Genomic DNA, 26088 nt, shown 5'->3' on the forward strand with positions numbered 1-26088 from the left:
GGATCACCTCGACGACGAATCGCCGCGGATCTCTCGAATCCTCAAAAACCAACCGGGCATTCTGGATTCCATCCAGAGGGTCAAAGAGTTCCTGTTTTTGTGATACCACAGCCCAAGCCACATAACGGATAAACCGAACAGGACCAACAGAAAAGGGAAATAGAGGGTGTCTTTGAAGACCACCCAGGCAAGGTGACCTAGATAACCGAAAAAACCCAACGCTCCCAGTACCAGGTATATCGAACGATCCACCAACAGTGAGAACAGGACGAACCCGATATTTATCAGACAATATAGAGCCCTTCTCAGCTCTGTCCTTCCGTCCATGGTGGAAAGTCCGCCCCAGAACGCTACGGCACCGAAGAGATGAAGCCAAAAACCGTATTCCCGTCCCTCCACGTCCTCTCTCAGATCCCACCAAAGAGCGAAGCCGATCATAAAAACCCCGAACACCAAAGAGACCACCCTATGGTCGACCCCTAAGAGAGGGGTTATATCCATAGAGAGAAACCACAGGGAGAAGGAGACCGGAGCTACCAGAAAGGGGAAGCTCACGTATTTCATGGCTATCAATCCGACCAGGACCGTAGATATCTCCATCACGCACCAACCGGACCACACCCAGTTGAAAAAATCGATATACTCTCCCGGAGCAGAGCCTGTCCAGAGTCCGGTAGCCTTCTGCAGTCCGTAGGTGAAAAGAGGGGTTAGACAGACCGACATGGTTATCAAAAGTCCCCCCAGCGTCCTCGTGTCGCTACGACCGTAAAAGCGACTTCCCGCCGCAGCGAAGCCACAACCGTACACTAAGGCAATGGCGCTGAGCCCCCACCCTCCTACACGATTCCAGGAATCGGCCACAAACCAGGTCAAAGCAGATAGGACCACCATCGCTCCAAGGTAGTAAGCCAAGTTAACGAAGCCCAGACCCTCTCCTCTATCTATCGAACGTTCGACCAAAAAAGCTTCGAGCTCCTCTCTGTTTTCCGTCGAGAGGAGCCCTTTAGATACGGCTTCGTCCAGGTCGAGACCTGTTATCCTCATCACAACATCTTTATCGCCCATGAATAGACCCTCCGGGTTAAAGTCTTTTACTCCACCATTATAACTCAACAAAAAAAGACGGCACTCCCTAAAAAGAGAGATGCCGCCGTTCAGTCCTTCACTATTTCCTTTACCCTTCCGACCACTCCGCCTTCCAGTCGAACCTTAATTCCGTGGGGATGGCTGGGGCTTTTCGTCAGAAGGTCCTGGACGACCCCTTCGGTAAGCTTTCCGGTTCTCTGGTCCTGCTTCTGTACTACCATGACCCTCATTCCAGGCTTTATATCGCTTCTTATCGTTCCCGACATACAGTTACCCTCCATGTCAAAAATTCCATCAGGCCGACTATCCGAACGCTCCGGCCAGATATTCCTCCGTCGCCCTCTTTTCAGGAGAGGAAAACAACGATTCGGTAGGTCCTTCCTCGACCACGTTTCCGTCCAGCATGAATACGGTCTTATCCGCTATGCGTTTTGCCTGGGCCAGATTATGGGTCACTATGACGATGGTATACCTGCCTCTCAATCCCATCAGTAGACGTTCTATTCTCGCCGTGTTCCCGACATCCAGAGCCGAGCATGGTTCGTCCAGAAGTAAAGCTTCCGGTTCCACCGTCAGAGCTCTCGCGATACACAGCCTCTGCTGTTGTCCTCCTGATAAAGTGTCGGCAGGACGATCCATATCGTCGATCTCGTCCGACAATCCGGCAAGATCCAGTTTCTCCTCTATTACGGCCTGTCGTTTCACACGATCTCTCATACCATAATAACGAAGCGGATAGGCCATGTTTTCCCTTATGGAAAGAGGAAAGGGCGTCGGGGTCTGAAAAACCATCCCGACCCTCTCTCTCAATCTATCGGCCTCGCCCTGTCGTACCGGACGACCTCCAAGGAGGAGCCGACCTGAAAAACGAGCGCCTTCTTCCAAGACCAAAAGATTAAGACATTTCAGTGTAGTAGTCTTGCCGCATCCCGACGGCCCCACTATAGCGGTGATAAGGCCTGCCGGAGCAGAGAAAGACAGCCCCCGCAACACCACCGAGTCCCCGTATTCCACGGTCACGTTCTTGAGTTCCAGCGAAGACAGAGGGATCATCCCTTTCTGAAAGCGGCAACGAGATTCAGGAAAAATACCATGACCGTCAGGACAAGCGCCGTACCGTAGGCGTTCTCGTAGGAAATTCCCTGGCCTACCAGTATGTACAGATGGAGAGGAAGAGCCATCACCGGATCGGTCAACCCTGAAGGCATGCCGGTATGAAGCACGGCGCCGGTAAACATTATAGGCGCCGCAGCACCCATCGCAAAACCTACGGACTGTGCCAGGGCGGATAGAAGTTCTCCTCCACAGGCCGGAATAACCAAGTGTATCATACCCCAGGTGCGGCTGACGCCCAAAGCGGCGGAAGGGATCAGAAGCACATCGCCGTGCCGTCTGAAAGAAGCCTCGAAACGAACCTCCATGTATGGGAATATCATCACTCCCAGGACCAGCCCGGCCGACAGAAGACATACGCCAAAACCTGCCGTCACCACCAGAAAAGAATAACCGAAAAGACCGAGGACGATCGAAGGAGTTCCAGCGATCAAAGTAACGGCAAATCTTATAGATGCAGCTAATATACCTTTGTTTTTTCGATCGGAAAGGTATAGAGACGTACCCAGGGCAAGGAACCCACCGCTTAAAGCCGCCACGGCTCCTAGACACAGGGTCCCGGCTATGGCAGGAGCGATTCCTCCATCGGCCCCCAGCGGGAAACCTGCCGGTTCTCCGGTCAGGAAATCAAACGACAAAGACGGCGCACCTCTCAGAACCAGGAATCCGATCATTCCCAGTACCGTCCCTAAGGACACGACCGAGACCGCTCCCGACAGGAAGGAGATACAGAACAACTTCCACCTCTCACCTCCGGGAATCCTCATTGTTTCCACCTTCTCCCACGTAGGGATCCTTTAGAAATCAATATCATGGCTAGCATCATAATCATGAGAACGAGTCCGGCCCCGTAAAGCGCCGCGGAATGAGGGCTTCCGGCCGAAGCTCCACCCATTTCCAGGGCTATGAGAGCAGGAATGGTCTCCGCCCTTCCCAGAAGTCTGGGCCATAAAGGCGAGTTACCCATAACCATCATTACCGCCATGGTCTCCCCCATCGCCCTGGCTAAAGCCAAAAGACTCCCGATCCAAACGGACCGCAAGGCCCCAGAGAGCACCAGACGATAGGCCATAAATCTTGAGTCAACCCCGAGAGCCTTGGAAGCAGCATCGTATCGTTTTTTTAGTTCGTCCATATGTTCGACGCATGCCGACGTTATATAGGGCAACACCATCATGGCAAGTATGATCGCACCCGCCATCACCGACTCTCCAGACGGAAGCCCGAAGACGGACTCTAAGGTGGGGACCACCACCAGAAGGCCGAAAAAACCGAACACGACCGAGGGGATCCCGGCTAAAAGATCTACCGACGGAATCATAACACGTCTCGCCCACCTACCTGCGAAGCAGGAAAGCCACAGCGCGGTTCCAACGGCGAAAGGCAGGGCGATGAATACGGACAGAACCGACACCGTCACCGTTCCGGCTATCATCGGCGCTATTCCCAAAACAGGTTCGTCGCCTACAGGAAACCAGTCGGAACCGGAAATAAACGCAATCGGAGACGTCGAATTCCAGCATGGGAGGCTTTCCTTGGCGATGAAAAGAACTATAAAAATCAACAGGGATGCGGAGAACATCGCGATAAGAGTCGCAAAAGATCGAAAAAAGAAATCCTCCAATCGGCGTCCTACCATGAGACCACCTCCTCCCGATAATAAAATGGGGCCCTTAAGGGCCCCATTACCGTACGATTTTCCCTATCTAGCCGGAACGAAACCCATTTTCTCGACGATCTCCACGGCCTTGGAATCGGTGAGAGCCATGGAAAAGCCCTTCTCAGCAGGAGAGAGATCCCCTTTGGAAATAACGAGTAGAGGCCTCGATATGGAATAGGCTCCGGAAGTTATGTTCGAGGCGGTCGGCTCGACGTCATCCACGGCCATAGGGACAAGTTTCCCGCCGTTCTGATTCACTATCCCGAAGGAGGCGTAGCCTATGGCCCTCGGGTTCTCTATTATCTTGGTCACAAGGGCGCCCATGGACGGAGCCTGGATGGCATCCTTTCTCACCTGAGACTTCCCCATTATAACCTTCTGAAAGACCCCGTGGGCACCGCCGCCGAGATCCCTGACCACCACGACTATCTCCTCGTCAGGGAGACGATCGTCGAATTCTTTCCATCTGGAGATCTCCCCGCTGAAGATCTTCCTCAGTTCCTCCGAGGTGAATCCCTTGCGCAACTTGCAAACCTGGTTTTCGGGATTCACCGATATGGTAAGGGCATCGGTGCCGAGGAGATACTGAGTATAACCCGGAATGGACTGTTTCTCCTTTTCCGACGCGGGACGTGCCAGCATCCCAAAGTTCGCGGATCCGTCGAGAATGGCCTTGGCACCGGCTCCCGAACCTCCTCCCGACACGAATATCTGAATCTTTTCGGCAGGCAGAGATTGATCCACCTTGTCCCAAGTACCATAGCTATCGCCAAAAGCCTTCGCGATCTCGGAAATCACCGGAGCCAAAGTAGAAGACCCGGCGAAGACCAGCTTGCCGTCGAAACCGCCCGCAATCGCAGACGAGGCCATCACTAGAACAGCCACGATGGCCACGACCAACCTTCTCATCCACGTTACCCCCCTAAAATTCATAGTCTAAATTCCTTTGGAGACTATAGCACAGCTTCCCGACTTTCGCATCCCACACCGGATCTCGTTCAAGCAACGGGGGTTACCGACAAAAACATTCATGTCGATACAGGTGACGTCTACATCCGAAAATCCATCGAAAATGGATTCCAGCTCCAAGCCGATTCCGATGCCTAAATCCAACAGTTTCTTCGTTTTCAGCGAAATATATCCGCACGAGCGTTGAAAAAAATCGGTCATCTTCTCCGGAAACGATAAAGAGAAGTCGACCATTTTCTATCTGAACGCCCTAAAGAATCACCGCTTAGAGAGTCCTCCAAAAGATCGAATCCGATAACGGCAAGCATCAAACCCAGCCGGCGGGAAGAAAGGCCGTTGAAAAATCGACCATCTCCGTCCAATCCCCTTATCGGTTCTCCACCTGCATCCATCGGCAAAGAGACCAGAAGAGTTCCACCGGGACGAAGCACCCTGGCCAGAGAGATCATAGACCTCTCAAGGACATCCTCGGGCAGGTGCATCAAGACGGCGGAACAGAGCAAGCCGTCGAAGGAATCGTCAATCTGAGAGGCAAGATCGGGCAATCCGTCCACGGAGACCCGCCCCACAAGTGAGGGATATAGCTTCAGAGCCTCCCGGAGAAAATTCTCAGAAGGGTCCACTCCGAAACCGTCCCATCCCCCGGCTAGGAGACGATCCAGGTCTCTGCCGGATCCACACCCCACGTCCAGGATCCTCCCTCCTTCGAGGAAGGCCCTGGTAAACCAAGAGGAGATTCCTTCCGTAGCCCCGGCATAAACTCTAGCGGTTTCCCAAGCCTTTCTATCGTAAAACCCCCTGTAGTTCTCGTTCAAAGACATGAACTCCCCTCATAATTAATAGGATAGTCTGCTAGGATCGCACTAGACAGGTAGACAGCTCTCTCTCCGACACTTCCCTAGGTTTAAGGTAATGCACGAATGTCTCTAGCCTTGCAAGATTGTCATCTGTGTCGGTCCCGTCGAACACGAGATCCAGACAGGGAGGAAAATCTCCTAGAGAAGAATCCCTACGGATAACCCCCAAAGAGATCCCGGTATTCTCGTACATGGAGGAAAGGGAGACCACCCCGTCGAAATCCCCCTTCGACAACGGTTTGGCCCCTCTGTATCTTCCGAAAGTCCCGGCATAGTGCCCCATATGTTCGTTCGCTAAGGAGGCCAAACCGTCCAGGTCGATCCCGAAGGGGACCAATTCGGGATCGGCCGAGGACAGCCTCTTCATCAGATCCCTGAACCAGTCGAGACGATCGGAGAGCAGCTCCCTCTCATCCCTGGAAGGCTGATCCAGCAGATCATGCCACAACAGCCATAGAGCTTCTCCCATCGATCCGTAAAGGACATCGGCCGTCCTCTCCAGAAAATCAAGAACTCCACCGTTCAACCCCCTCGAGAAAAGGATAAGAGGCTCTCCCATAGCGAGAATCCTTTTTCTCCCTCCTCCTTTTCCGTAGGATACTACAGTCTCTACCAGATCGAACAGCGCATCATCGCCTAGGCCTTCTGAGCGAATGGAACTACACAATTCATCGACGACGCCTCGTCTAATTTCCCCGGGAATAGCCATGACCAGATCTCCGGCGAGAAGACACCTTGCGAGCCCCATGAAAATAGCCTCGTCTCCTGTCGGAAGATCCTCTATAAAAGGAGCGATTATATCCGGCCTATCCCCTGAAGATACAGACAGGACGGCCTCCAGCCAACGGGGAAACTGTCCATCTACCTCGGCCCCCTCATTCTGAGGGATCAGAGCCTTCATATCTACCAATTTATCGCTGTCCTCAAGAAATCCCCCGAGGAGAGCCGACATAGAGAGATATTCGCCGGAAAGGGCGTGCTCCCTTCCTCTTTCCACGGCAGCCGAACCTAGGGGAGAGCCCGCGATAAGATCTATGCCCTGCCTGGCGGCCCAGGCGACCATAATGGAAGAATAAGGCTCCAAGGGCGGAATCCATATAGAACAGGACTCCTCTTTTCTAGACGGTTCCACCTGGTAGGAGGAGGATCCTTCTATTCGGTGCTCTGTGCCGTTGACCACGCTGTTGACGAAGGCCTCCACCCTTGTTCGTACTCCCACGGAGGACGAATGTTCATCCACCTCGATGGACAGGAATGGCTTCTCCTTCAGGATCTCCCTGAGATAGTGTGAGGTCAGGGTATCGGGACCGCAACCATGATGGGAGAGGAAAACACCATGAAGGTTCTTCCTGCGCCCTATCAGTTTCGCCGCCGAAAGGACGTGCTGTCCGAAGGGCCAATACATATTGGGATGGTCGTCAAATATATCCTCCGCAGGTATCCCATAGAAGGGCAGCACCCTGTACCCCATGTCCTCCAGCATCTCCGGGACACCCATGTTCAGCAAGGGATCGGCTATACCGTACACCTTGGAAAGCATCACGAAGGTCTCCTCTGACTTATCGAGAGCTTCAAGATTTTCCTCGGCCCGTCTCTCCAACTTCGCAGAGAAACGCCCGTAGGATTCCATGGCGAATTTAAGAGCGTCTCTCGACTCCTCCGTCGAAGCTCCGAGCTGACGCCCCATTGAGACGAAGGAATTCATCACGAATTCTTTTCCCAGATTGAAGGCTATGGTAGGAGCCAGAAGACCTATCCCCCTACCCTTGAGATCCATGGCCTTGTCCACCATTTTAAAGGCCAACTGCATGTAGGGACAACCGTAACACTGCCTGGAACGGGAATCGGGGTGGTAAACCGAATGAAGGTCGGGGAAGAAAAGGTAGTCCACACCCTTGGCGACCAACTCCGCCACGTGACCATTAACCAGCTTGACGGGAAAGCAGGTCTCGCCCAAAGAGTATTCCTGAGCCAATCTCACCGTGTTCTCCGACGAGGGATCGGAAAGCATCACGTTCATTCCTAGACGACGGAAAAATGGAGCAAACATGGGATACATCCCGTAACAAAAGAGGGCCCTCGGTATACCCACCGTCGGCCTAGACGGATCCCTGACCTCCTCCAGATCTCCAAGAAGATCCCTGTGAACCTGGGATGTGAAACGATCCATGACTACGGACCGCTTCTCTTGATCTTCAGAATAGGTCTGGGAAAGCACGATCGGATCCTCCAAGCGGGAGAGAGCAAACCCCTTGAAAGAAGAGCCCTCTTCCCTTTTCATCTCGTCTTTTACCAGAAGAGCGGCTCCGATTGCTCCGGTAACGCTGAAAAAAGGAGGAACCTCGATAGATGCCCCCAGATGTGCACGAAAAGCGTTGACCACCCCCTGATTATAGGCGATGCCACCCTGCAGAAAGATCTTTTTTCCCACCCTTCCGCCGCCTACCACCCTGTGCAGATAATTTCTGACTACGGAATGACAAAGACCCGACGCCACGTCCTCTATTTCTACGCCCTTAGCCAGATGGGAGGCCACGCTGCTCTCCATGAATACGGTACACCTTTCCCCCAGATCGGATGGAGTTTCGCCCTTCAGTGCCAGATCCCCGAACTCATCCAGAGGGATTCCCAGCTTGGAGGCCTGTTCCTCTATGAAGGCTCCGGTCCCAGCGGCACAGACCTTGTTCATCTGAAAATCTCTCACCAGACCACCGTAAATAGAGATGTACTTGGAATCCTGTCCCCCTATCTCGAATACCGTATCCACCTCGGGGTCCATAGCCACAGCACCTCTGGCCTGAGCAGTGATCTCGTCTTTGACCCTGTCGGCTCCCACCAACTTACCGATCATGCCTCGGCCCGACCCGGTAACACCCACTCCGAGAACCGGACACCCCCGAAGATCGTGAGCTATCTCCGAGAGTCCTTTTTTCACCGACGAGACGGGATCCCCCAAAGTTTTCAGATACCTGAATCCCACCACCTGACCGGAACCGTTCAACGCCACTAGGTCGGTACTGGTTGACCCTACGTCTATTCCAAGCCAACAGCCCGATGAATCGGGAGAAGCAACGATCGAGTGTTTTCCTACGGCATCGCCTAAACCATAGGAGCTCAGCGACTCCATAGGAGGCTCCCCCCCTTCGACCTCATGCTGCCCTCCAGCCTTTAGCCAGGAGATCAGGCTCCAGAGGTCCAAGGGGATCCCCTCTCTGATCCCTATCAGGGCGGCCCCAAGGGCTGATACGACCTCGGATCCGGAAGGCACTAGCAACTCTTCCTCCCTCTTGCCGAGTTTTTTACCCAAGGCCTCGACCATGGTGCCGTTGAGGGAAACCCCACCACAGAACAGCATGGGACCGGATGTTTTTTTCCCCTTAATCACACCGTTTTTATAGCTTCCCGCAACACCGTGGGCCAATCCCATCAATATATCCGCCACAGGGACCCCTTCCTGCTGGTGGTGTATTATGTCGCTCTTGGCGAAAACGCTGCAACGGGCCGCTATTCTGGGAACAGATCGCGCCTTTTGGGCGATAGAATCGTAATCCTCTATCTTCATGCCCAACCGGGACATCTGTTCCTCCAGGAAAGCCCCCGTCCCGGAGGCACAACCGGAGTTCATGGATACCTCCAGGTTCTCCTCGTCACCCAGACCGGAGATGTACCTACATACCTGTCCTCCGATCTCAGCGATGGAACGAACTCCCGGCGATAGGGCATTGCCTCCCTCGACCAACGCCTGAACATCCATGGTCTTGAAAACGCAACCGGAAAGAGAAATCAAAGAGGACCCGCTCCCCACTACCGAACCATAAAGCTGACAATCCGGGCCCAACCTGTCCACAAGCAGACCAAGCAGGTCGGAGAGACAGGAGGATACATAGCCCTTATGCATCCTATAGCGACTCCATAAAATTCGTCCATCCTCGTCGGCCAAAACCAATTTCACAGAGGAATACCCTAGATCTATACCTAAACCGAACATAACCCACCTCCAAATATTAGCAACTAAACCAATTCACGTTCGAACGGCTCTAAAAGACTCTTGCATCGAAGACAATCTCTACAAAGCGAGAAGACAGCCTCATGTTTGTGATTACTAACATAGTAAAGCACCTTAACAAAGATGTCAACGCATGCTTTCAGACGTCATTTCTGAACTATTTGACAAGTTCAAAAACCTCTGCTACTGTGATTAGGGTGGTTTCCACAAAGGAAATATATTTTCCTATTTGGATAATCGATTGGAGGATGTCTCGTTGAGCAGTTTACAGAAAGGACTCGATATCCTGAGGCTTCTGGCGGATCCACCGTTCAGCTACACGCTGTCGGAGATGGCTTCAGCCACTGGAATGGGTAAAAGCGGTCTGTACAAGATCCTATCGTCCCTCAGGGAAAAGAATTTCGTCGTTCAGGAAAATTCCTCCAAAAAGTACCATCTGGGACCCATCGTATTGAGAATGGGAAACGTCTATTCCAGACTGATAGGAATCGAGGATCTGGCGGAGCCGGTGCTGTCTCATCTATGTCAAATCCTCGGAGAGACCGTTTACATAAGCATATGGGAGGGGGATAGAGCATATCCGGCCTGCAAAAAGTGTCGTCCCGGCGGAATCTACGACGCCAACGACTTCATCGGAAAAAGCGTTCCCATAAACGCAGGAGCTTCGGCGAAATTGCTGGCGGCATATCAAGACAGAGACAGGATTAGAAAGCTGCTCGACGAATCGGATCTAAAACCGGTGACACACTACACGGTGACGTCGATCTCGGAAATTCTGGAGGAATACGAGGTCATCAGATCGCAGGGGTATGCGGTGGAAGATCAGAGTTTCAGCCTGGGGGAGTGGTGTCTGTCGGTGCCTATATTCGACAAAAACGGGGAGGTCCACTGTGCTCTATCGGTGGGAGCTCCGAGGGAAACGATCTCGGATGACCTGATACCCATGTGGCTCCAAAGGCTAAAGGACGGAGCGGACGAGATAGGCATGCAGATGCAGTTAAGACGGTGAAGCAGAGGGATCCACAAAAGGGGAAAGAGGTTCAGGTTTCAAATCGAGAAAAAACAGGGAGGAGCGAAAACATGAGAAAGGGTTTTTTAGCGGCAACGTTACTGGGAATCATGGCGACGGTTTTCTGCACCACGGCTATCCCCGGCATGGCCGAGGCCAAGGGGGATAAATTCAAGGTAGCCGGTATATCCGCACCGGAGTACAGAGGTACTAAGTCTCTTTACGCCATCAAAGACAAGTTCGAGGCAGCCACGGATGGGAAGATAGAACTTGACGTATTCCCCGCCAACCAGCTTGGAGACTACACCCAGGTATTCGAGGAGATCCGTCGAGGATCCATCGAGATGGGGCTTATCTTCCTTCCCAGCCAGTTCGACGTGATGCTGGAGGTAGGCTCCCTTCCATTCCTGGCCTCTACGGGAGAGGAGATGAAAAAGCAGCTCTCGCCGGGATCGGTTGTCTACGACATTATAGACAAGTCGCTGGATAAATTGGGAGTCAAGCTTCTAAGGCTCTACGGAGATGGATTCATAGGGGTCGGCATAGCCAAAAAGCCCTCGAACCCCACAGATCCATCTGCCGATAAAGATGCCCTGATAAGGGTCGCCCCTGTAGCGGTCTACAAGGAAACCGCCGAGGATATGGGATTCCGGACTACAAATATACCCTACGCCGACACATACAGCGCCATTCAGACCGGTGTCTGCGACGGATGGATCGGCGGATCGTCCCAGATAAACTATCTCAGCTTCAGAGACGTCATAGACTACTATATTCCCTATAACTGCCTCTTCGATCAGACTGCCTACATAATCAACAAGAAACTGTGGGAATCGATGAAGCCGGAGGAACAGAAGGCCCTTCTGGACGCGGTTAACGTCGAGGCGGACAAGAGTTTCGCCGACAGCACAGCTGAGGACCTGGAGTTCCAGAAGAAACTTGAAGAGGCCGGAGTGGAGATCATAGAGGTCTCCGACGGGGAGAGAGCTGCTCTTGCGAAACACATCAGAGCGACCACCTGGCCCAAACTGGCAAAGACCTACGGAGAGGAAACGCTGGAGAAAATAAAGAAAGACCTCTAGGTCGTGAGTTATCGGAAGCCGGCGAGGCTATCTCGTCGGCCTCCTATTATCGAGGGGGATAAATATATGCTTGCACTGGTCGAAAAGATAAAGAACTCCCCTCTATGGAGGGGCTTAATACGGTTCCAGCAGGTCCTCATGATACTCACCAGCGTCTTCGTGGTTTTGATAATGTGCTTCGAGGTGCTGTTACGGTACGTCTTCAAATCCGACCTGTTCGGCATAGAGGAGATAGTGGTCATTGCGGCGTTCTGGCTCTATCTCATAGGAAGTTCCTATGGAGTCTACGATAAAAGCCACGTCAAGGCGGACATAATACCTCAGCTTCTGCCCCTGAGGGCACAGGCTTTTCTATCCGTCTTGGTCAGGCTCACCACGACGGTGTTGTGCGTCGTATTCAGCTGGTGGGCGGTGGACATGGTGCTCTACAGCATCGAATGGATGCCAAGGACCACCGGACTCAGGATACCTATTTTCATATCTCAGATATCCATTCTTGTGGGCTACATACTTATGAGCTTCTACTCGCTGGTCTATTTTCTCGAGGACCTGGGAAATTTTCTGTCCTTCGAAAAAGAAGATAAAAAAGGAGCCTTCACATCATGAGTCCCTATAACTTTTACCCTAGGAGGGAAATGAAATGGCGATAAGCATAGCTCTAATCCTCATAATAGTGACTCTCCTGCTGGGGCTTCCGGTACCTTTCTGTTTCATGCTGTCCACTCTGTTCATGGTGGTCTCCCACAGCTACGATCCATCCTTTCTGCTGCCGTACAGCTTCAGCCAGATGAGCTCGTTGGTCCTTCTCGCCATACCTCTCTTCATCATGGTAGGCGGACTTATGGACCGGGGAGGCATAGGCAGCTCTCTGGTAAAGCTGGTCGAGGTGTTCGTAGGAAGGATAAAGGGCGGACTAGGCGTGGTAGCGGTTGTATCCTGCGCCGTGTTCGGGTCCATTTCCGGAAGCTGCGCAGCCACCCTATCCTGCATAGGATCGATCATGTTCCCCAGGCTGAGGGAAAACGGATATCCCATGGGACACAGCGCCGCCTTGGTATCGTGCGCTGCCCCTCTAGGTCTTTTGATACCACCCAGTTCTCAGATGATACTCTACGCTTGGGTGGGACAGCAGTCGGTTCTGGCCTGTTTTCTGGCTACCGTGGGCCCGGGGCTTCTCCTAATGGTTCTGCTATCGATCATAAACCTGGTGTTGCTCAAGGACGATCCCAACGTCTATGTCTCTCCTCCCATAACCAGAGTAGAAAAAAGAAAGATGCTGTGGAACCGCTCCGGCAAGGCTCTTCCTGCCCTCATAATGCCGGTGATAGTTTTAGGAGGAATATACGGAGGGATAATGACTCCGACAGAGGCCGCGGCGGTTGCGGTACTGTACTCCGTTCCCGTGGGATTCCTTATCTACAAGGGACTCAACAAGGAGAACTTCCTGGAGGTAGTCATAGAGACCGCCACCACCACCGGGGTCGTCATGCTCATGATGTTCTGCATAATGATGCTGAGCCGTATCTACGTCCAGGAGAGACTGCCCTCCATGATAATAGACCTCCTGACGTCCATCTCGAGCAATAAATACGTCATAATGCTGATGATAAACCTATTTATGATAATAATAGGCATGATAATGGACGACGTCAGTGCCATGCTGCTGTGTACCCCCATACTGCTACCGGTGGTCACCAAGCTCGGCATAAGTCCCATCCACTTCGCCGCAATAATAGGGGTCAACCTGGGGCTTGGGAACGTAACCCCTCCCACCGCACCCACCCTTTATTTCGGAGGTAGAATAGCCAACACCCCGGTATCTCAGATGCTCCGGCCGGCGATGATATTCATCTTGTTTGCCTGGCTTCCAACCCTGGTGGCGGTGACCTACATTCCCGAACTATCGCTTTGGTTGCCCAGGCTGGTACTGGGAGGACGCTTCTAGGAGGATAAAACATGGTGAAAAAAGAGAACTCCAGTACCTACAAAAGATTGATAAAAATCGTTGAGATACCTAGTATGTCTCCATCCTCCGAGGAGGAAAACCGGGTAGCCCAGGAACTATACGACGAGATATCCCAAGAGAAGTATTTCAAAAGTCACCCGGAAGACCTCAGACTTCTTCCCGTAGAGGGAGATGGGCTAGATAGACATATAGTCTTCGCCATAGTCCGAGCTTCGAAAAAGACGGATAAAACGGTGCTCATGATGGGACACATGGACGTCGTGGCGGTAGACGTCTTCGGTCCGTTGAAAGATCTGGCCTTCGATCCCGAGAGCTACACGGAGAAACTCGACCCGAAAGGCCTGGGAGAAGATGCTGCGAAAGACCTTCGCTCCGGTGAATGGCTCTTCGGAAGAGGCGTAGCGGACATGAAATCGGGAGTCTGCGCAGGGACGGAGCTTCTTATGGAGCTGTCGAAAAAAACGGAGGATCTGAAATCCAACGTAGCGGTGCTGTTCGTTCCCGACGAAGAGAATAACTCGGCCGGGATGCTGGGAGCGGCGAGATGGCTTGCCAGGTTCCAGGAGGAGGGCCTGAGCTTTCTATGCTGCGTCGACCTGGAACCGACCTTCGCCACCGGAGAGGACGCCCAACCGACCGTCTACCTGGGCAGCCTGGGAAAGATCAACCCCTTTATCTACTGTCTGGGCAAGGAAGCTCATGCCGGAGAGTACTACGATGGCTTCAGCGTAGGCCCCACCATATCCCGAATAGGGCTGAGCCTGGACGGCGATATCTCTCTGTCCGATCGATTGGGAAACAACGTCTATCCTCCCTTCGCCGCACTGAAGATAGAGGACATGAGGGACGAGTACTCCGCCACCATCCTGTCCAGATCCGCGATGGCCTTCAGCTACCTCACCTCCACTAAGATGCCGGGAGAGATAATCGAGCTGCTGAAAGACACGGCCCTCAAGGCCCTGAACGACTCGATAACGGAACACGAGGAGAGAAAAGCCACGTACCGCAGAGAAAACGGCATGGCGGCCCCTCAGGAAAGGCTGAAGGCTCGGGTATTCACGGTTGGAGAGATAATGAGCTTGGCGGAAAAGAAAACCGGACGATCGGGAGAGGACATAGCCTTTGAGATAATTGCCGACTGTCCGAAGAAAGACGACGAGAGGGCGAAAGGACTGAAGGTAATATCCCAAGTGGTTGACGATCTGGGACTCAGAGGCCCTCTGGCGGTAGTGGGATTTCTTCCTCCCTGGTACCCCCACAGGGTGAACGAGGAAAGGCTGCCTCAGGACGAACTTCCGAGAAAAGCGGCTAAGGAACTGGTACTGGAAAGCCTTCGACAGGGCGTTAAACTGGAGGTCCGTACGATGTTCGAGGGGGTCTCGGACCTAAGCTACTGCGGCTTCACAGGAGACCGTTCCGACGCCATAGCCTTCGAGGAAAATATGCCGGGAGGGAAGACTCTTTACGACTTCCCCACGGAGGAGTTGCTGAAGCTATCCATACCGGTACTAAATTTCGGACCGGTAGGCAAGGACGCACACAAGGAGACAGAGAGGCTTCATCTGCCTTTCTACCTGGATTCCTACCCGAAGCTTTTACGCCATTTGATAGAGACTCTAGGAAAGTAAGATAAAAGGCACAGACGCATAAAATCAGGGCCCCGAGGAGATCTCGGGGCCCTGATTTTACGTCAATACTGCTCGTATACCCAAGAACGCTTCCTGGGGAAAAGCTCGTCTATAAACGTTCCGGTAAAATCTCCTAAACGGCCCGTCCTGGGACCGACGTTGGACAGAGCTGGAAAGACGTCGGGTCTGTTGGCTCGAAGCTCCCGCCAGGTCCGATGCCCCAGACAGAGGGCCGGGAACAGCTCCTTATGGATGAAAAAATGGGCGTCGCATTCTCCGTCGTCTCCGGCGCGAATATCCTCCAGCTTACCGTTGATCCAGACCAGATCCAGGCTGTCATCGAAAAAATCGAGACGGACTCGTCCGGTATAGCCCTCGAAAACCCCGCAGGAAATCCTGTCTTCAAGGATTGGCACCATAGCGGTCAACAGCCTCTTTACGTCGGGAATGGAAACCTGCCAGGCATAGGTATCCTCCGAGGAGGCACCGGAAGCGATCGCCAGCCTAGACATGGGAGCATCCGGATGGAGGTCCAGACGAACGTAGGGTTTTTCCCTTTCTTCGGCCAAGCGAAGACAGTAGTTCATAAAACCCACCGCCATTTCGTGGGACATACGTTCTCCCACCTCGCTAACGATGAGCCCCTTGCCGAACCCCTGTCTGGAGATTCTGGCATAGGATCGCCTTCCGGTCGGGGCCTCTATTACGAGAAAATCCGAACCGTACTCGGTCAACTGCCCTTCGTTCAAGAGATACCGCCATACCTCGGGCCCTCTGAGGGCGGATACAAAATTAGAGGATCCGAAGAGCTCATCCTCCTCCATCAGAAAGGGAATATCGTCCACCGTAGCGGAACGCACGGATACTCCCAAAGGGGGTTCCCCTGGGATGCCGTGTAACGGCATCTCGATGTGAGAACACAGAGGCAGGGCGAACCGGAACCCCAGACGATCGTAAAATCCTGGGATACCCTGTATCACCACCAGATGGTAGGACTCTCTCCGTACCGTATCCATCAGCTCGGAGTGAAGACGACGCATCAATCCCCTATGCCGATGAGCCTCGCCGGTGCCGACGATGCCCATCTCTGCTACCTTGAGCCGGATCTTCCCCATACGCCATCGCCATGGCAACAGAGCACAGGCCGCAGCTATATCGCCACTATCCCGTTCCTCCGCCACGAACCACAGGTCGCCATTCATTCCGGGAAAATGGCGCATGAGATTTGACGCAAACTCGCCGACTTTTTCGGGCTCGAAAACACGGTTGAAAAAGTCGCGAAGATCGTCGATATCCTTACTAAAATCGGCTCTTCTTACAAAATATCGGTCCAATTTAACGTACTCCTTTTTCGATCGCTCATCCCCGACAAAGAGGATGTTCCAGAGAAAACACCTTCTCTCCGGCGATCGAAACGGCTACACAGAAAAAAACTTAGAACAGACTGATCGGAAGCCGCTTCGATCGCGACCGCAACACAGTCCTCAGGTCCCCCAAGGGATTGAACAAACAGACACTTCCTTCTATCCAGAGATATGCCTCTTCAAAAAGAGACATCTAATGATAACACAAGGACTTATCCGATTCAATATTAGCTGATATAGACAGATCCCCCGAGGAAACCCTCGGGGGATCTTCAAATCAACATTGGTGCCGGAGGGGAGACTCGAACTCCCACGGGGTTGCCCCCGGCGGATTTTGAGTCCGCTGCGTCTACCATTCCGCCACTCCGGCGCGTAGGCTTATTTTTTACCACAGGACAGATGATCTGTCCAGCCCCCGAAAGGACTTACCCTCAAAAGTTAAGATAAAAAGATGGCGAAACCCTGGATCACGAAGGCATTTACTATATCGATGAAAAACGCACCGACTATCGGTATCACGAAGAAAGCCCTTGGAGCGGGACCGTAGTTTGAACAAAGCGCCTCCATGTTGGCTACGGCATTGGGAGTGGCCCCCATTCCGAAACCACAGTGCCCACCGGCCATAATAGCCGCTTCAAAATCTTTACCCATGAGGCGAAATGTAACGAAGTACGAGAAAGATGCCATAAGAAGCATCTCTCCCAGCAGAATGGCCACCATAGGCCCGGCCAAGTCCATAAGCTGCCACAGTTTTAGGGACATCAAGGCCATGGCCAAAAACAGCGACAGAGCGACTGCCCCTATGTAATCGACGCATTTAAGATGAACCCTGAACGCCCCCGAAAAATCGGAGACATTGCGAATTATTATGCCTACGAAAAGGGCACACAGATAGGTAGGAAGGGTGATCCCCATATCCATTAACCTGGCATAAGCCAGAGAGCCAAGGTACATAGCCACCGATATCTGAAGGATGGTAAGCGATACGTCGTTAACCGTAACCCCACCATGATCTCCACTGGAATCAAGAGGCCCGCTCTCCCCGTGAACACCGTCGCTTTCGTCGTCCAGCTGAGGCTTAAGGTCATATTTCCTTATCAATCTTCTGGCCACCGGACCACCGATTATCGACCCCGCGACCAAGCCGAAGGTCGCAGCCGCCATGGCGAGCTCCATTGCGCCAACCAGGCCGTATTGGGTGGTAAAGGTTTTCGCGAAAGTAGCACCGGTTCCATGTCCGCCCGACATGGTGACAGAGCCTGCCAGCAACCCCAGCAAAGGATGAAGTCCGGTAAGCTTCGAGATTACGACCGCCACCAGATTTTGACAGAAGACGAGAATCGAGGCCAATCCCAAGAAGAGAAGTACCTGCGGTCCTCCCTTCTTGAGTAGCTTAAGGCTGGCTCCCAGCCCTACCGTAGTAAAGAACGTTATCATCAGAGGGGACTGGAGGGTCATATCGAAGGAAAAATCTATCTTACCCATCAGGCCCCAACGAAGCAAAGCAAATATTATGCCTCCTATAACAGGAGCTGGAATATTGTATTCTCTGAGAACGTCTACTTTTCTACGCAGAAACAGGCCGCACCACAGCACGACGGAAGCCACCGCAACTGTTCCGATGAGATCAAACTCTAAAGTCATATTACAGAGCGCCCTTCCCGTCGAAGAATTTTTTCGCTCCATCGTGGAGAGGAATTAGGACCTCGTCGACGTTATCGGGGCTAAGTTTGACCGATCCGGGAATATACGAAGATATATCCTCGGCATTGTCGTACACGGTCTCGGCTACTCTGTTTATCAGGTCATCGTCTAGATCCTCCCTGCAACACAGGACAGTCCAGGCTCCTACCGTCTTGATATCCTCGATTTGGCCATCAAAAGTCCCGGCAGGAACAACGAACTCCTTCCAGTAAGGGGCGGTATCCATGAGTTTTTTTCTCGTCTTATCGTCGAGACCTATTATTCTGGCGTCTTTCAAGGCTTCCTGCTCCATGGCGGATCCTCCACCAAGAGGACCGACGAAAATAACCGCATCCACCGAGCCTTCCCGTAAAGCCAAAAGTCCCTCTCCCATCCCTAGGTAGGCCGGCTCCAACTGATCCTGACGCAAGCCGGAGGCCATCAAAATCTGCTGAGCGGTTATGAGAACCCCCGACCCCTTCTTGCCTAAGACCACCTTCTTACCTGCCAGATCGGACAGGGTCACGATGGCAGAATCCTTCGGGACCAATATCCTGGCAACCTCCGGATAAAGCGGCACGACGCCTCTGAGGTAGGTCTGCGGAGCCTCGTAGTAGAGATCACGCCCCTGATAAGCCATAACGGCAAAGCTGTCGATCAAGGCGAATTGGGCCAATCCCTTTTCCATAAGATCGACGTTTTCCGCAGATCCACCGGAAGGCAGTACCGCCACCCTTACGCCAGGAAGCTTCTCGTTTACGGTCTCGGCGAGAATACCTCCTAAACTGTAATAGGTTCCCCCCATGTTACCACTGGCCATTACATAGACCGGCTGAAAAGCTGAGGCAACCGCAGCCGTCCCCAAAACGACGGAGACTAGAAGCAAACATAACAGACCTCTTCTTTTACCCACAAAAAGTCCCCCTAAGATATAAAATGTGACTATAGATGAAATAAATCACTATTCGATATCTTAGCATCGATCTTACACCGACAGGGCTATTATGGTAAATTCTACTATTTTGATTCTTCAGCATAACGAATAAGACTAGAAAATCCAGTCATTCAAAGGCATCCAGGTTTCGTTCAGCCTCTTTTTCTGCTATAACAGTGAGTATCACGAAGGAAAGGTGGGCTTGTCTGATGCACAAGATGACCATAACCACTAAGGGAGGCGACAAGGGTAATACCAGCCTCTGCAACGGAGAGAGAGTTCCTAAGGACGACCCCAGGGTAGAGGCCTACGGAACCATCGACGAATGTCAGGCATCGATAGGCCTAGCCAGGTCGATGTGCTCCTTTGAACCCATAAACGATAACTTGAAACGCTTGGAGGACGAGCTTTACACCCTTATGGGATGTATGGCCCTATGCGAGGGCATGGAACCTCCCAAGACCGATTGGATGGAGGATATGATCAAAGAGGTCTCCTTGATGTTTACAGAAGGAGAATTTCAGTTTATAAGACCGGGAGAATGCTCTGTGTGTGCAGCACTTCATATGGCTCGAACCATAGCGAGAAGGGCAGAACGCCAAACGGTAAAGATGCTCCGTTCCGGCACTCTGCCTTTGGATATATTCGCCTATATAAACAGGCTTTCCGACGCCATATATGCCCTCATACTGTGGTATCAAAAAGAATTCTTTCCAGTAGAAGGAAAATAGGACTTTCCCTTTTTTTCTGTTTTTTGTATAATGAACACCGCATCTGATATTTGGGGAGGAGTGTTCATGACCAGGGAGAATCCGTTGTTCCCGGCCAAAAACGTTGATCTTAGGCAGATCGTGTATGAAAAGATAAAAGAAGCCATAGTGGAAGGCATCATAAAACCGGGAGAGAAGCTCTCAGAGGTAGAACTCGCAAACAAGATGGCGGTATCGAGAACTCCTGTCAGAGAGGCTATTCGTCAGTTGGCAAAAACCGGGCTTGTCTCGCTGACCCCCAGAAAAGGGGCTTTCGTAACCGTTCCCACCCTGGAAGACGCATCGGCATTATACGAGTTGAGGGCAAATCTGGAGATGTTTGCCGTCACGTTAATAGCCCAGTCGCCTCCCAAAAAAGACCTGGAAAAGTTCAGGGATATATTTTTCAACATGAACAACGACACGGACCCAAAAGAGTATCTTATACAAGATAGAAAATTCCACAATTTTCTTTACGAAGCCTCTGGAAATCGCTTCCTCAAGGGAGTTCTGCTGGATATTCTGGACATGATAAACCTCTATCGTCCCTACTCTCTGGCGGAAAGAAACTATCTGAAAGCCCTATCGGAAGGACATATCGCCATCATAGACGCGATATTAGCGAAAGACGGCGTAAGGGCAAGAGAAGAGATGAAAGAACATATAAACCTAACCAGAAGCGGAGTCGAAGAATATCTCCAGAACCATCCAGGGGCCATCCGCTCTTAAAATCATGTTCTTCGCCTATAAGCTACTGGAAACATGGACCTTCTTGGCGATTTCCAATCGTCGAAGAAGGTCCCTTTTGCGTTTTGGAGCCTAGACTTCCTCGTCCCGACCGTCCCTGAACCTCCGCCAGTACCTTTTAAGCCTCTGAGCTATTCTCGCTTCGGCCCCCATATCCGAAGGTCGGTAAAATCTGCGAGGCTCCCTCAGATAGGCCTGGGGAACCCAGTGTCTGGGGTCATCGTGAGGATACCGATAATCGGTATTACCGTTTATGAGGTGATCGGGGACCCTTTGTATATCCCCCTTTCTGATGGAGTCGATAGCCTGATTTACGGCATCGTAGGCTCGATTGCTTTTAGGTGCCGCGGCCAGATAGATAGCGGCCTCCGATAGGATGATTCTAGCCTCGGGCATACCGGTCATGTCCGAGGCTTTGGCAGCAGAAGTGGCCAATATTAACGCCATAGGATCGGCCAAACCGATATCCTCCGCCGCGGATATCATCATCCTTCTGGCGATGAAGCGGACATCCTCTCCTGCCTCCAGGAGCCTGGCAAGCCAGTATACCGCCGCGTCGGGATCGGAACCCCTTATGCTCTTTATGAAAGCCGATATCACCTCATAATGATCGTCGCCGTCTTTATCGTGACGAACGAACGCCGCCGGCAGCTCCTTACGAACTCTATCCAACGAGAGAAGAGACCCACCGGAGGCGGAAATCACCCTTACAAGATATTCCAACCTGGTCAAAGCCTGCCTGGCATCTCCGGAAGCGCTTGATGCCAGTTCCTCCAAAACGCCGTCCTCCCGTTTCATGCCGAGTTTTCCCAACCCTTTTTCCTCGTCGGAAAGAGCGTTATCCATTATCCTGACCAGATCGTCCTTCTCGAGAGGTTCCAATGAGAATACCAATAATCTGGACAGAAGGGTTTTATTGATCTCGAACCAGGGATTCTCCGTTGTAGTTCCGACCAAAACGACATCGCCCTTCTCCACCGAAGGCAAAAGAGCGTTTTGTTGTCCTTTATTGAAATGGTATATCTCATCGACGAAGGCCACGGCGGAACGACCGGAAAGATCCTTAAAACGGGCGGCCTTCTCTATAAGGTCCCTCAACTGAGACACCTTTGCGGAGACGGCGTTTATCTCGAAAAGCTCTCTATCGGTAACCGAGGCCATCAGACGCACCAACGCGGTCTTACCGACCCCTGGAGGCCCGTACAATATACAGGAAGGGACCACGCCTTTATCGAGCAGAACCCTGAGGGATCCGGAAGGTCCCATTACGTCGAGATGTCCGATATATTGATCCAGGGATGACGGTCGCATCCTCTCCGCCAGAGGGATCTCCCATTGAATCAACTGAGATGTCTCTCCAAACCGTTAACGAGATCGCCTCCCAGGGAGGACAATGGAAGACCTTCTTCAGATTCCTCCACAACGACCTCCGGGTATCGTTTTTTAAGGACTCTTGCAAGCACGAAGGCTTTCGGACGCTCCAGATCTTTCGGCGAAAGCCATGGCAGCCCCCTCCACTCGTCGAAGGTCAAGGTCCCGGCTTTTACCGTAAAACGTCCCACTCCCAAACCGGCCAGGTTCATCAGACTGCCTAGAATCGCCTCGTCCCATAATTCAGGGAGGGCAATCGAGACATTCCAGGCCGACGTCAACCACGATAGCCCTCTTTCTGAGACTAGACAATGGTATTCCCAGGGAACTATCGGATCTTCGTTCATCAATGCCGATAGAAAATCGGTCATGCGGGGATAGGAGACGTCGGCCCAGTGCCCCCAGTCTACAGAGGACCTTTCCACCAGGACCGCCCTCATCCCGGCCCTCCTGGCCCCCAAAAGATCGTACACAAAATCCCCCACGACGGTACATCCCGAGGAGGCAGATCCGATGGCATCCGCAGCCATCCAAAGAGCCTCAGGCGAAGGCTTTATCGGGCCGCTCTCTCTATGAAAGGTATGCACAGGAAGTTTAAAACCTATGGTACGGGCCGCAAGTTCTATCGATTCCGGACAATTCCGAGAGACTACCGCCCAGGGTATTCCCGCCTTCGATACGAGATCGACCACTTCCCTGGATCCCGGAACCGGAACCGCCTTTTCCGCTCCGGCGAGCTCTATAGCCCTGATCTCTTCGGAAAGAGCTCTCCTTTTTTCCTCGTCCATGAGGCTCATTTCCTCGAGTATTGCAGCTCTTTTACCTCCGAAGTATCTTTCTCTGATACCGGAGAAATCCAATCGGGTCTCCGCCAAAACACCGTCCCAATCGAAGATCACCCCCGATCCTTTCAGAGGATTCCATAAAGGCGAACTGGACATGAACAGGCCTCCCCAGCATATACGAAAAGGGCGCCGAGCACAGCTCAGCGCCGTATAAAGTTGGTAGCCCGCAGTGCCGTGTCATGATTGTCTTGACCCGATCCTACCTAGAAAGGGGCTTACCGAGCCTGGGCGTCTGAAGCGGAAAACCGCCTCATAGACCGGTTCGGACTCAGCCCTACATGGCTCGAGTGTTGGCTCAAGACGTAGGACATGATCACGCACACCGCAGGTCTCCTCAATTTCGGCAACATTATATCACAGCAGACCGAAGGAATGGTCCACTGTATGGCTCGCACATTGTATAATAGCCCCGGGGCATAACATAACTAAAATCAAAAGGAGGAAATACCAGTGATAAAGGGAGTAAAAACCATCTTGATCGTAGCGGCGACATTTCTGATACTATCGTCGTCCTGTCCTCTGTGGGCAGGAAAAACACCGGAGCATCGCATAAACGAAGCCATAAAAACAATAGGGAACATGTCGGGACAGGACGACGCTCAGACGATGGGCGAGATCATAGACAAGGGAGTGGCGATCGCAATATTCCCCTCGGTGGTAAAGGCTGGCTTCGTCCTAGGAGGTCAGTATGGTGAGGGGCTTCTGCTCAGGCACGACAGAAAGACCGGAAAATGGTATGGACCGTCCTTCTTCAACATCGCGGGAGGGTCTTTCGGACTTCAGATAGGAGTGCAATCTACGGCACTGGTGCTCGCAGTCGTAAACGAAGACGGCCTGAAGGCCTTCAAAGGAGATACCTTTACATTGGGAGGCGACGTAGCGGTAGCAGCGGGACCGGTCGGAAGGAGGACCTCCGCAGCGACGGACATAAACATGAACACCCCCATATACAGCTACTCTATGAGCAAAGGACTCTTTGCCGGACTATCGCTGGAGGGAGCCACGATAAATCACGACCCGAGCGCAAACGAGCTCTACTGGGGCAAAAAGATCTCCCCTGCGGACATACTCAACAAGCAGGCAAGCTCGAAAGAGATAAAACCCTTACTTAAGGAGATAGAGAAACTCATACGGATGGGGAAATAAAAAAGCCGGAGGATTCCTCCGGCTAAGGGTGGTTGAACTCAGGGACCAACTTACGCAGGGTCGACAACGTGGAGCTGCTCCTGCAGGATAAACAGACATCCACCTCCGATATGATCGGATCGGTAGGCAACTGTTTGTCCGAAAGATTGCTTCTGAAAATTTTAGGATGAGCGGTTCTGTCGACGAAGTCCGGATCGTAAAAAAGCTCCTCGAAGAGTTTTTCTCCCGGTCTAACCCCCGTAAAATCGACGGCTATGTCCGATCCCGGGGAATAACCATGAAGACGAATGAGGGTCTCGGCCAAATCCACTATTTTAACGGGATCCCCCATGTCCAGGACGAATATCTCTCCGCCCTTTCCAAGGGCACCGGCCTGCAACACCAATCCGGCGGCCTCCGGTATGATCATGAAATATCGCTTCATATCAGGGTGAGTCACCGTAACAGGTCCGCCGGATTCTATTTGCTTCTCGAACTTAGGGACGACGCTTCCCCTGCTACCCAGAACGTTTCCGAAACGAACTGCCATATATCTGGTCTCGGGGTAATTCAGCTGAGCCTGTTGTACCACGATCTCAGCGACTCTCTTGGTCGCCCCCATAACGCTCGTAGGATTTACGGCCTTATCGGTCGAGACCATGACCATACGCTCCACCCCGAATCGCCCGCAGAGGTCGGCCAAGACCCATGTTCCCTTTCCGTTAACCCTAAGAGCCTCTTTCGGGTTAACCTCCATGAGGGGAACATGCTTATGGGCCCCAGCATGGAAGACTACCGAGGGTGACCACTTGGAGAAAACCGCCTCCATGGCGTCCGAATCGGCTACGTCCGCTATGATGGGTTCGTAGGGGACGGACACCCTCTTCTCTCTGAATTCCTCACAAAGCCCGTATATAGAGTGCTCTCCATGCCCCAAAAGGAGAACCCTAGAAGGTCCATATGAACATATCTGTCTGGAGATCTCACTGCCGATAGATCCTCCCGCTCCGGTTATCAGGATAACCCTCTGACGAACCACGTCGGCTATGACCCTGCTGTCCAACTCGACCGGATCCCTCGCCAGCAGATCCTCTAGACGTACCTTTCGAAGCATGGTGGTTGTAACTATACCTCCGGCAATATCCCTGAGATTCGGTAAAACCCGGGTTTCCACACCCAGGGAGGAAAGCCTCATCAGCATGTCTCCTATGACCTTTCTGGAAGCCGACGGTATGGCGACCAAAACGACGGAGATACGTTCGTCCAGTATGATGTTCTCCAGATCCGAAACCGGACCCAGGACAGGAAGACCGGCGATGATCTTGTCCTTTTTCTGATCATCGTCGTCCACGAATCCCACCGGCAAAAGCTCGTCTCCGTTACGAAGCAGATCTCTGGCCAGAGAGGTCCCGGCATTTCCCGCTCCGACTATGACCGTTCTGATGCAGGAATCCTGGCCGTGACGGGCTGCGACGAAAAAACGCCAAGAGGCTCTGTAAGCCGCCACCAGCACGAAACAGCTCAGAAGGGTTATCGCCAAAGAGGAGCGAGGAATAAACATGAATGGCAGGAGGAGATGACAGAGAACGAATATCAAAGAGCCTACCAGAAAACACCTCAAAAGCAGGGCGAATTCCTCGAGACTGGCCTGAGGCCAATAGATGCGATATATTCCCCCTAAATAGAAGGACACGACGCAGATACCGGCAAATATCAAACCGGAAACCGCCATATCACCATAGAAGTGGTTCATAAAGACGGAAAGTCTCAGGGCAAACCCCAGCCACGTAGCAAAGATGCAAAAAAGGACGTCCAGAAAGAACATATACCTGTTCCTGACGCCGACCTCCAACCATTTGCCCAGCAACCGGACCGACCAGCTCTCCTTCATGGC

The 26088-nt window shown here is 52.5% G+C and carries 22 protein-coding genes and 1 tRNA gene; 8 read left to right on the forward strand and 15 right to left on the reverse strand.

Translation table 11 applies throughout. The features are described from left to right. Positions 1-3 precede the first annotated feature (3 nt). The 8 genes from L2W58_RS05290 to L2W58_RS05325 all read right to left on the reverse strand — a co-directional run bounded on the left by L2W58_RS05290 (position 4) and on the right by L2W58_RS05325 (position 9673). Positions 4-1065, reverse strand: a complete 1062-nt coding sequence (locus tag L2W58_RS05290; RefSeq protein WP_236102150.1) for a DUF2157 domain-containing protein — start codon at positions 1063-1065, stop codon at positions 4-6. Positions 1066-1154: 89 nt separating this feature from the next. Next, a complete protein-coding gene (locus L2W58_RS05295) occupies positions 1155-1352 on the reverse strand; it encodes a YwbE family protein (protein ID WP_236102152.1) in 198 nt (65 codons plus the stop codon). Between the two features lie 37 nt (positions 1353-1389). Further along, positions 1390-2139, reverse strand: a complete 750-nt coding sequence (locus L2W58_RS05300; RefSeq protein ID WP_236102154.1) for a phosphate ABC transporter ATP-binding protein — start codon at positions 2137-2139, stop codon at positions 1390-1392. Then, a complete protein-coding gene (locus tag L2W58_RS05305) occupies positions 2136-2966 on the reverse strand; it encodes a PstA family ABC transporter permease (RefSeq protein WP_236102156.1) in 831 nt (276 codons plus the stop codon). The genes L2W58_RS05300 and L2W58_RS05305 overlap by 4 nt, the downstream gene beginning before the upstream one ends. Then, on the reverse strand, positions 2963-3838 hold the full coding sequence (pstC, locus tag L2W58_RS05310; protein ID WP_236102158.1) for a phosphate ABC transporter permease subunit PstC: 876 nt from the start codon (positions 3836-3838) through the stop codon (positions 2963-2965). Before pstC ends, L2W58_RS05305 begins: the two co-directional genes overlap by 4 nt. 63 nt (positions 3839-3901) lie before the next feature. Further along, positions 3902-4768, reverse strand: a complete 867-nt coding sequence (locus tag L2W58_RS05315; protein ID WP_236102159.1) for a phosphate ABC transporter substrate-binding protein — start codon at positions 4766-4768, stop codon at positions 3902-3904. Positions 4769-5025: 257 nt separating this feature from the next. After that, a complete protein-coding gene (locus L2W58_RS05320; RefSeq protein ID WP_236102160.1) occupies positions 5026-5649 on the reverse strand; it encodes a class I SAM-dependent methyltransferase in 624 nt (207 codons plus the stop codon). Positions 5650-5680: 31 nt separating this feature from the next. Beyond that, positions 5681-9673, reverse strand: coding sequence for an acyl-CoA dehydratase activase (locus L2W58_RS05325; RefSeq protein WP_236102161.1), 3993 nt, complete (start codon positions 9671-9673; stop codon positions 5681-5683). 274 nt (positions 9674-9947) lie between these two features. Here L2W58_RS05325 and L2W58_RS05330 point away from each other — a divergent pair, with 274 nt between their 5' ends. From L2W58_RS05330 to L2W58_RS05350, 5 genes are all read left to right on the forward strand, one after another. Continuing rightward, complete coding sequence (locus L2W58_RS05330; protein WP_236102163.1) at positions 9948-10700, forward strand: IclR family transcriptional regulator; 753 nt, start codon at positions 9948-9950, stop codon at positions 10698-10700. A 71-nt stretch (positions 10701-10771) separates the two neighbouring features. Then, entirely contained in the window at positions 10772-11782 is a 1011-nt protein-coding gene (dctP, locus tag L2W58_RS05335; protein WP_236102165.1) for a TRAP transporter substrate-binding protein DctP, read from the forward strand. Positions 11783-11848: 66 nt separating this feature from the next. Continuing rightward, entirely contained in the window at positions 11849-12388 is a 540-nt protein-coding gene (locus tag L2W58_RS05340; protein WP_236102167.1) for a TRAP transporter small permease, read from the forward strand. 34 nt (positions 12389-12422) lie between these two features. Further along, positions 12423-13727, forward strand: coding sequence for a TRAP transporter large permease (locus tag L2W58_RS05345; protein ID WP_236102169.1), 1305 nt, complete (start codon positions 12423-12425; stop codon positions 13725-13727). An 11-nt stretch (positions 13728-13738) separates the two neighbouring features. Then, positions 13739-15376, forward strand: coding sequence for a M20/M25/M40 family metallo-hydrolase (locus L2W58_RS05350; protein WP_236102171.1), 1638 nt, complete (start codon positions 13739-13741; stop codon positions 15374-15376). A gap of 62 nt (positions 15377-15438) precedes the next feature. Here the strand turns inward: L2W58_RS05350 and L2W58_RS05355 are convergent, their stop codons facing one another. The 4 genes from L2W58_RS05355 to L2W58_RS05370 form a co-directional block, all read right to left on the reverse strand. After that, positions 15439-16710 carry a GNAT family N-acetyltransferase gene (locus tag L2W58_RS05355; protein ID WP_236102173.1) on the reverse strand — a complete coding sequence of 424 codons (1272 nt, stop codon included), beginning with the start codon at positions 16708-16710 and terminating at the stop codon, positions 15439-15441. 314 nt (positions 16711-17024) lie between these two features. Next, a tRNA-Leu gene (locus tag L2W58_RS05360) sits at positions 17025-17110 on the reverse strand. A 68-nt stretch (positions 17111-17178) separates the two neighbouring features. Then, positions 17179-18384: a sodium/glutamate symporter gene (gene gltS / locus L2W58_RS05365; RefSeq protein ID WP_236102175.1), complete on the reverse strand. Its 1206-nt coding sequence runs from the start codon at positions 18382-18384 to the stop codon at positions 17179-17181. Between the two features lies 1 nt (position 18385). Further along, a complete protein-coding gene (locus L2W58_RS05370; RefSeq protein ID WP_236102177.1) occupies positions 18386-19336 on the reverse strand; it encodes a TAXI family TRAP transporter solute-binding subunit in 951 nt (316 codons plus the stop codon). A 230-nt stretch (positions 19337-19566) separates the two neighbouring features. Here L2W58_RS05370 and L2W58_RS05375 point away from each other — a divergent pair, with 230 nt between their 5' ends. Then, positions 19567-20088: a cob(I)yrinic acid a,c-diamide adenosyltransferase gene (locus L2W58_RS05375; RefSeq protein ID WP_236102179.1), complete on the forward strand. Its 522-nt coding sequence runs from the start codon at positions 19567-19569 to the stop codon at positions 20086-20088. Positions 20089-20154: 66 nt separating this feature from the next. After that, on the forward strand, positions 20155-20835 hold the full coding sequence (locus tag L2W58_RS05380) for a GntR family transcriptional regulator (RefSeq protein WP_236102181.1): 681 nt from the start codon (positions 20155-20157) through the stop codon (positions 20833-20835). Positions 20836-20925: 90 nt separating this feature from the next. Here L2W58_RS05380 and L2W58_RS05385 read toward each other — a convergent pair whose 3' ends face one another. Next, the gene (locus L2W58_RS05385) at positions 20926-22197 is read right to left on the reverse strand and encodes a replication-associated recombination protein A (RefSeq protein WP_236102183.1); all 1272 of its coding nucleotides are present in this window, start codon (positions 22195-22197) and stop codon (positions 20926-20928) included. Further along, the gene (locus L2W58_RS05390; protein WP_236102185.1) at positions 22194-23165 is read right to left on the reverse strand and encodes an HAD family hydrolase; all 972 of its coding nucleotides are present in this window, start codon (positions 23163-23165) and stop codon (positions 22194-22196) included. Before L2W58_RS05390 ends, L2W58_RS05385 begins: the two co-directional genes overlap by 4 nt. Positions 23166-23519: 354 nt before the next feature. Here L2W58_RS05390 and L2W58_RS05395 point away from each other — a divergent pair, with 354 nt between their 5' ends. Next, positions 23520-24215 carry a lipid-binding SYLF domain-containing protein gene (locus tag L2W58_RS05395; protein WP_236102187.1) on the forward strand — a complete coding sequence of 232 codons (696 nt, stop codon included), beginning with the start codon at positions 23520-23522 and terminating at the stop codon, positions 24213-24215. Between the two features lie 22 nt (positions 24216-24237). Here the strand turns inward: L2W58_RS05395 and L2W58_RS05400 are convergent, their stop codons facing one another. Continuing rightward, a complete protein-coding gene (locus tag L2W58_RS05400; protein WP_236102189.1) occupies positions 24238-26085 on the reverse strand; it encodes a polysaccharide biosynthesis protein in 1848 nt (615 codons plus the stop codon). Positions 26086-26088 lie beyond the last annotated feature (3 nt).

Origin of the sequence: Dethiosulfovibrio faecalis, assembly GCF_021568795.1 — a bacterium.
Classification (GTDB): Bacteria; Synergistota; Synergistia; order Synergistales; family Dethiosulfovibrionaceae; genus Dethiosulfovibrio; species Dethiosulfovibrio faecalis.

Excerpts from the sequence above, each read along its gene's own strand:
- L2W58_RS05290 (WP_236102150.1), bottom strand. The coding sequence starts at position 1,065 with ATGGGCGATAAAGATGTTGTGATGAGGATAACAGGTCTCGACCTGGAC.
- L2W58_RS05295 (WP_236102152.1), bottom strand. The coding sequence starts at position 1,352 with ATGTCGGGAACGATAAGAAGCGATATAAAGCCTGGAATGAGGGTCATG.
- L2W58_RS05300 (WP_236102154.1), bottom strand. The coding sequence starts at position 2,139 with ATGATCCCTCTGTCTTCGCTGGAACTCAAGAACGTGACCGTGGAATAC.
- L2W58_RS05305 (WP_236102156.1), bottom strand. The coding sequence starts at position 2,966 with ATGAGGATTCCCGGAGGTGAGAGGTGGAAGTTGTTCTGTATCTCCTTC.
- pstC (WP_236102158.1), bottom strand. The coding sequence starts at position 3,838 with ATGGTAGGACGCCGATTGGAGGATTTCTTTTTTCGATCTTTTGCGACT.
- L2W58_RS05315 (WP_236102159.1), bottom strand. The coding sequence starts at position 4,768 with ATGAGAAGGTTGGTCGTGGCCATCGTGGCTGTTCTAGTGATGGCCTCG.
- L2W58_RS05320 (WP_236102160.1), bottom strand. The coding sequence starts at position 5,649 with ATGTCTTTGAACGAGAACTACAGGGGGTTTTACGATAGAAAGGCTTGG.
- L2W58_RS05325 (WP_236102161.1), bottom strand. The coding sequence starts at position 9,673 with ATGTTCGGTTTAGGTATAGATCTAGGGTATTCCTCTGTGAAATTGGTT.
- dctP (WP_236102165.1), top strand. The coding sequence starts at position 10,772 with ATGAGAAAGGGTTTTTTAGCGGCAACGTTACTGGGAATCATGGCGACG.
- L2W58_RS05340 (WP_236102167.1), top strand. The coding sequence starts at position 11,849 with ATGCTTGCACTGGTCGAAAAGATAAAGAACTCCCCTCTATGGAGGGGC.
- L2W58_RS05345 (WP_236102169.1), top strand. The coding sequence starts at position 12,423 with ATGGCGATAAGCATAGCTCTAATCCTCATAATAGTGACTCTCCTGCTG.
- L2W58_RS05350 (WP_236102171.1), top strand. The coding sequence starts at position 13,739 with ATGGTGAAAAAAGAGAACTCCAGTACCTACAAAAGATTGATAAAAATC.
- gltS (WP_236102175.1), bottom strand. The coding sequence starts at position 18,384 with ATGACTTTAGAGTTTGATCTCATCGGAACAGTTGCGGTGGCTTCCGTC.
- L2W58_RS05375 (WP_236102179.1), top strand. The coding sequence starts at position 19,567 with ATGCACAAGATGACCATAACCACTAAGGGAGGCGACAAGGGTAATACC.
- L2W58_RS05380 (WP_236102181.1), top strand. The coding sequence starts at position 20,155 with ATGACCAGGGAGAATCCGTTGTTCCCGGCCAAAAACGTTGATCTTAGG.
- L2W58_RS05390 (WP_236102185.1), bottom strand. The coding sequence starts at position 23,165 with ATGTCCAGTTCGCCTTTATGGAATCCTCTGAAAGGATCGGGGGTGATC.
- L2W58_RS05400 (WP_236102189.1), bottom strand. The coding sequence starts at position 26,085 with ATGAAGGAGAGCTGGTCGGTCCGGTTGCTGGGCAAATGGTTGGAGGTC.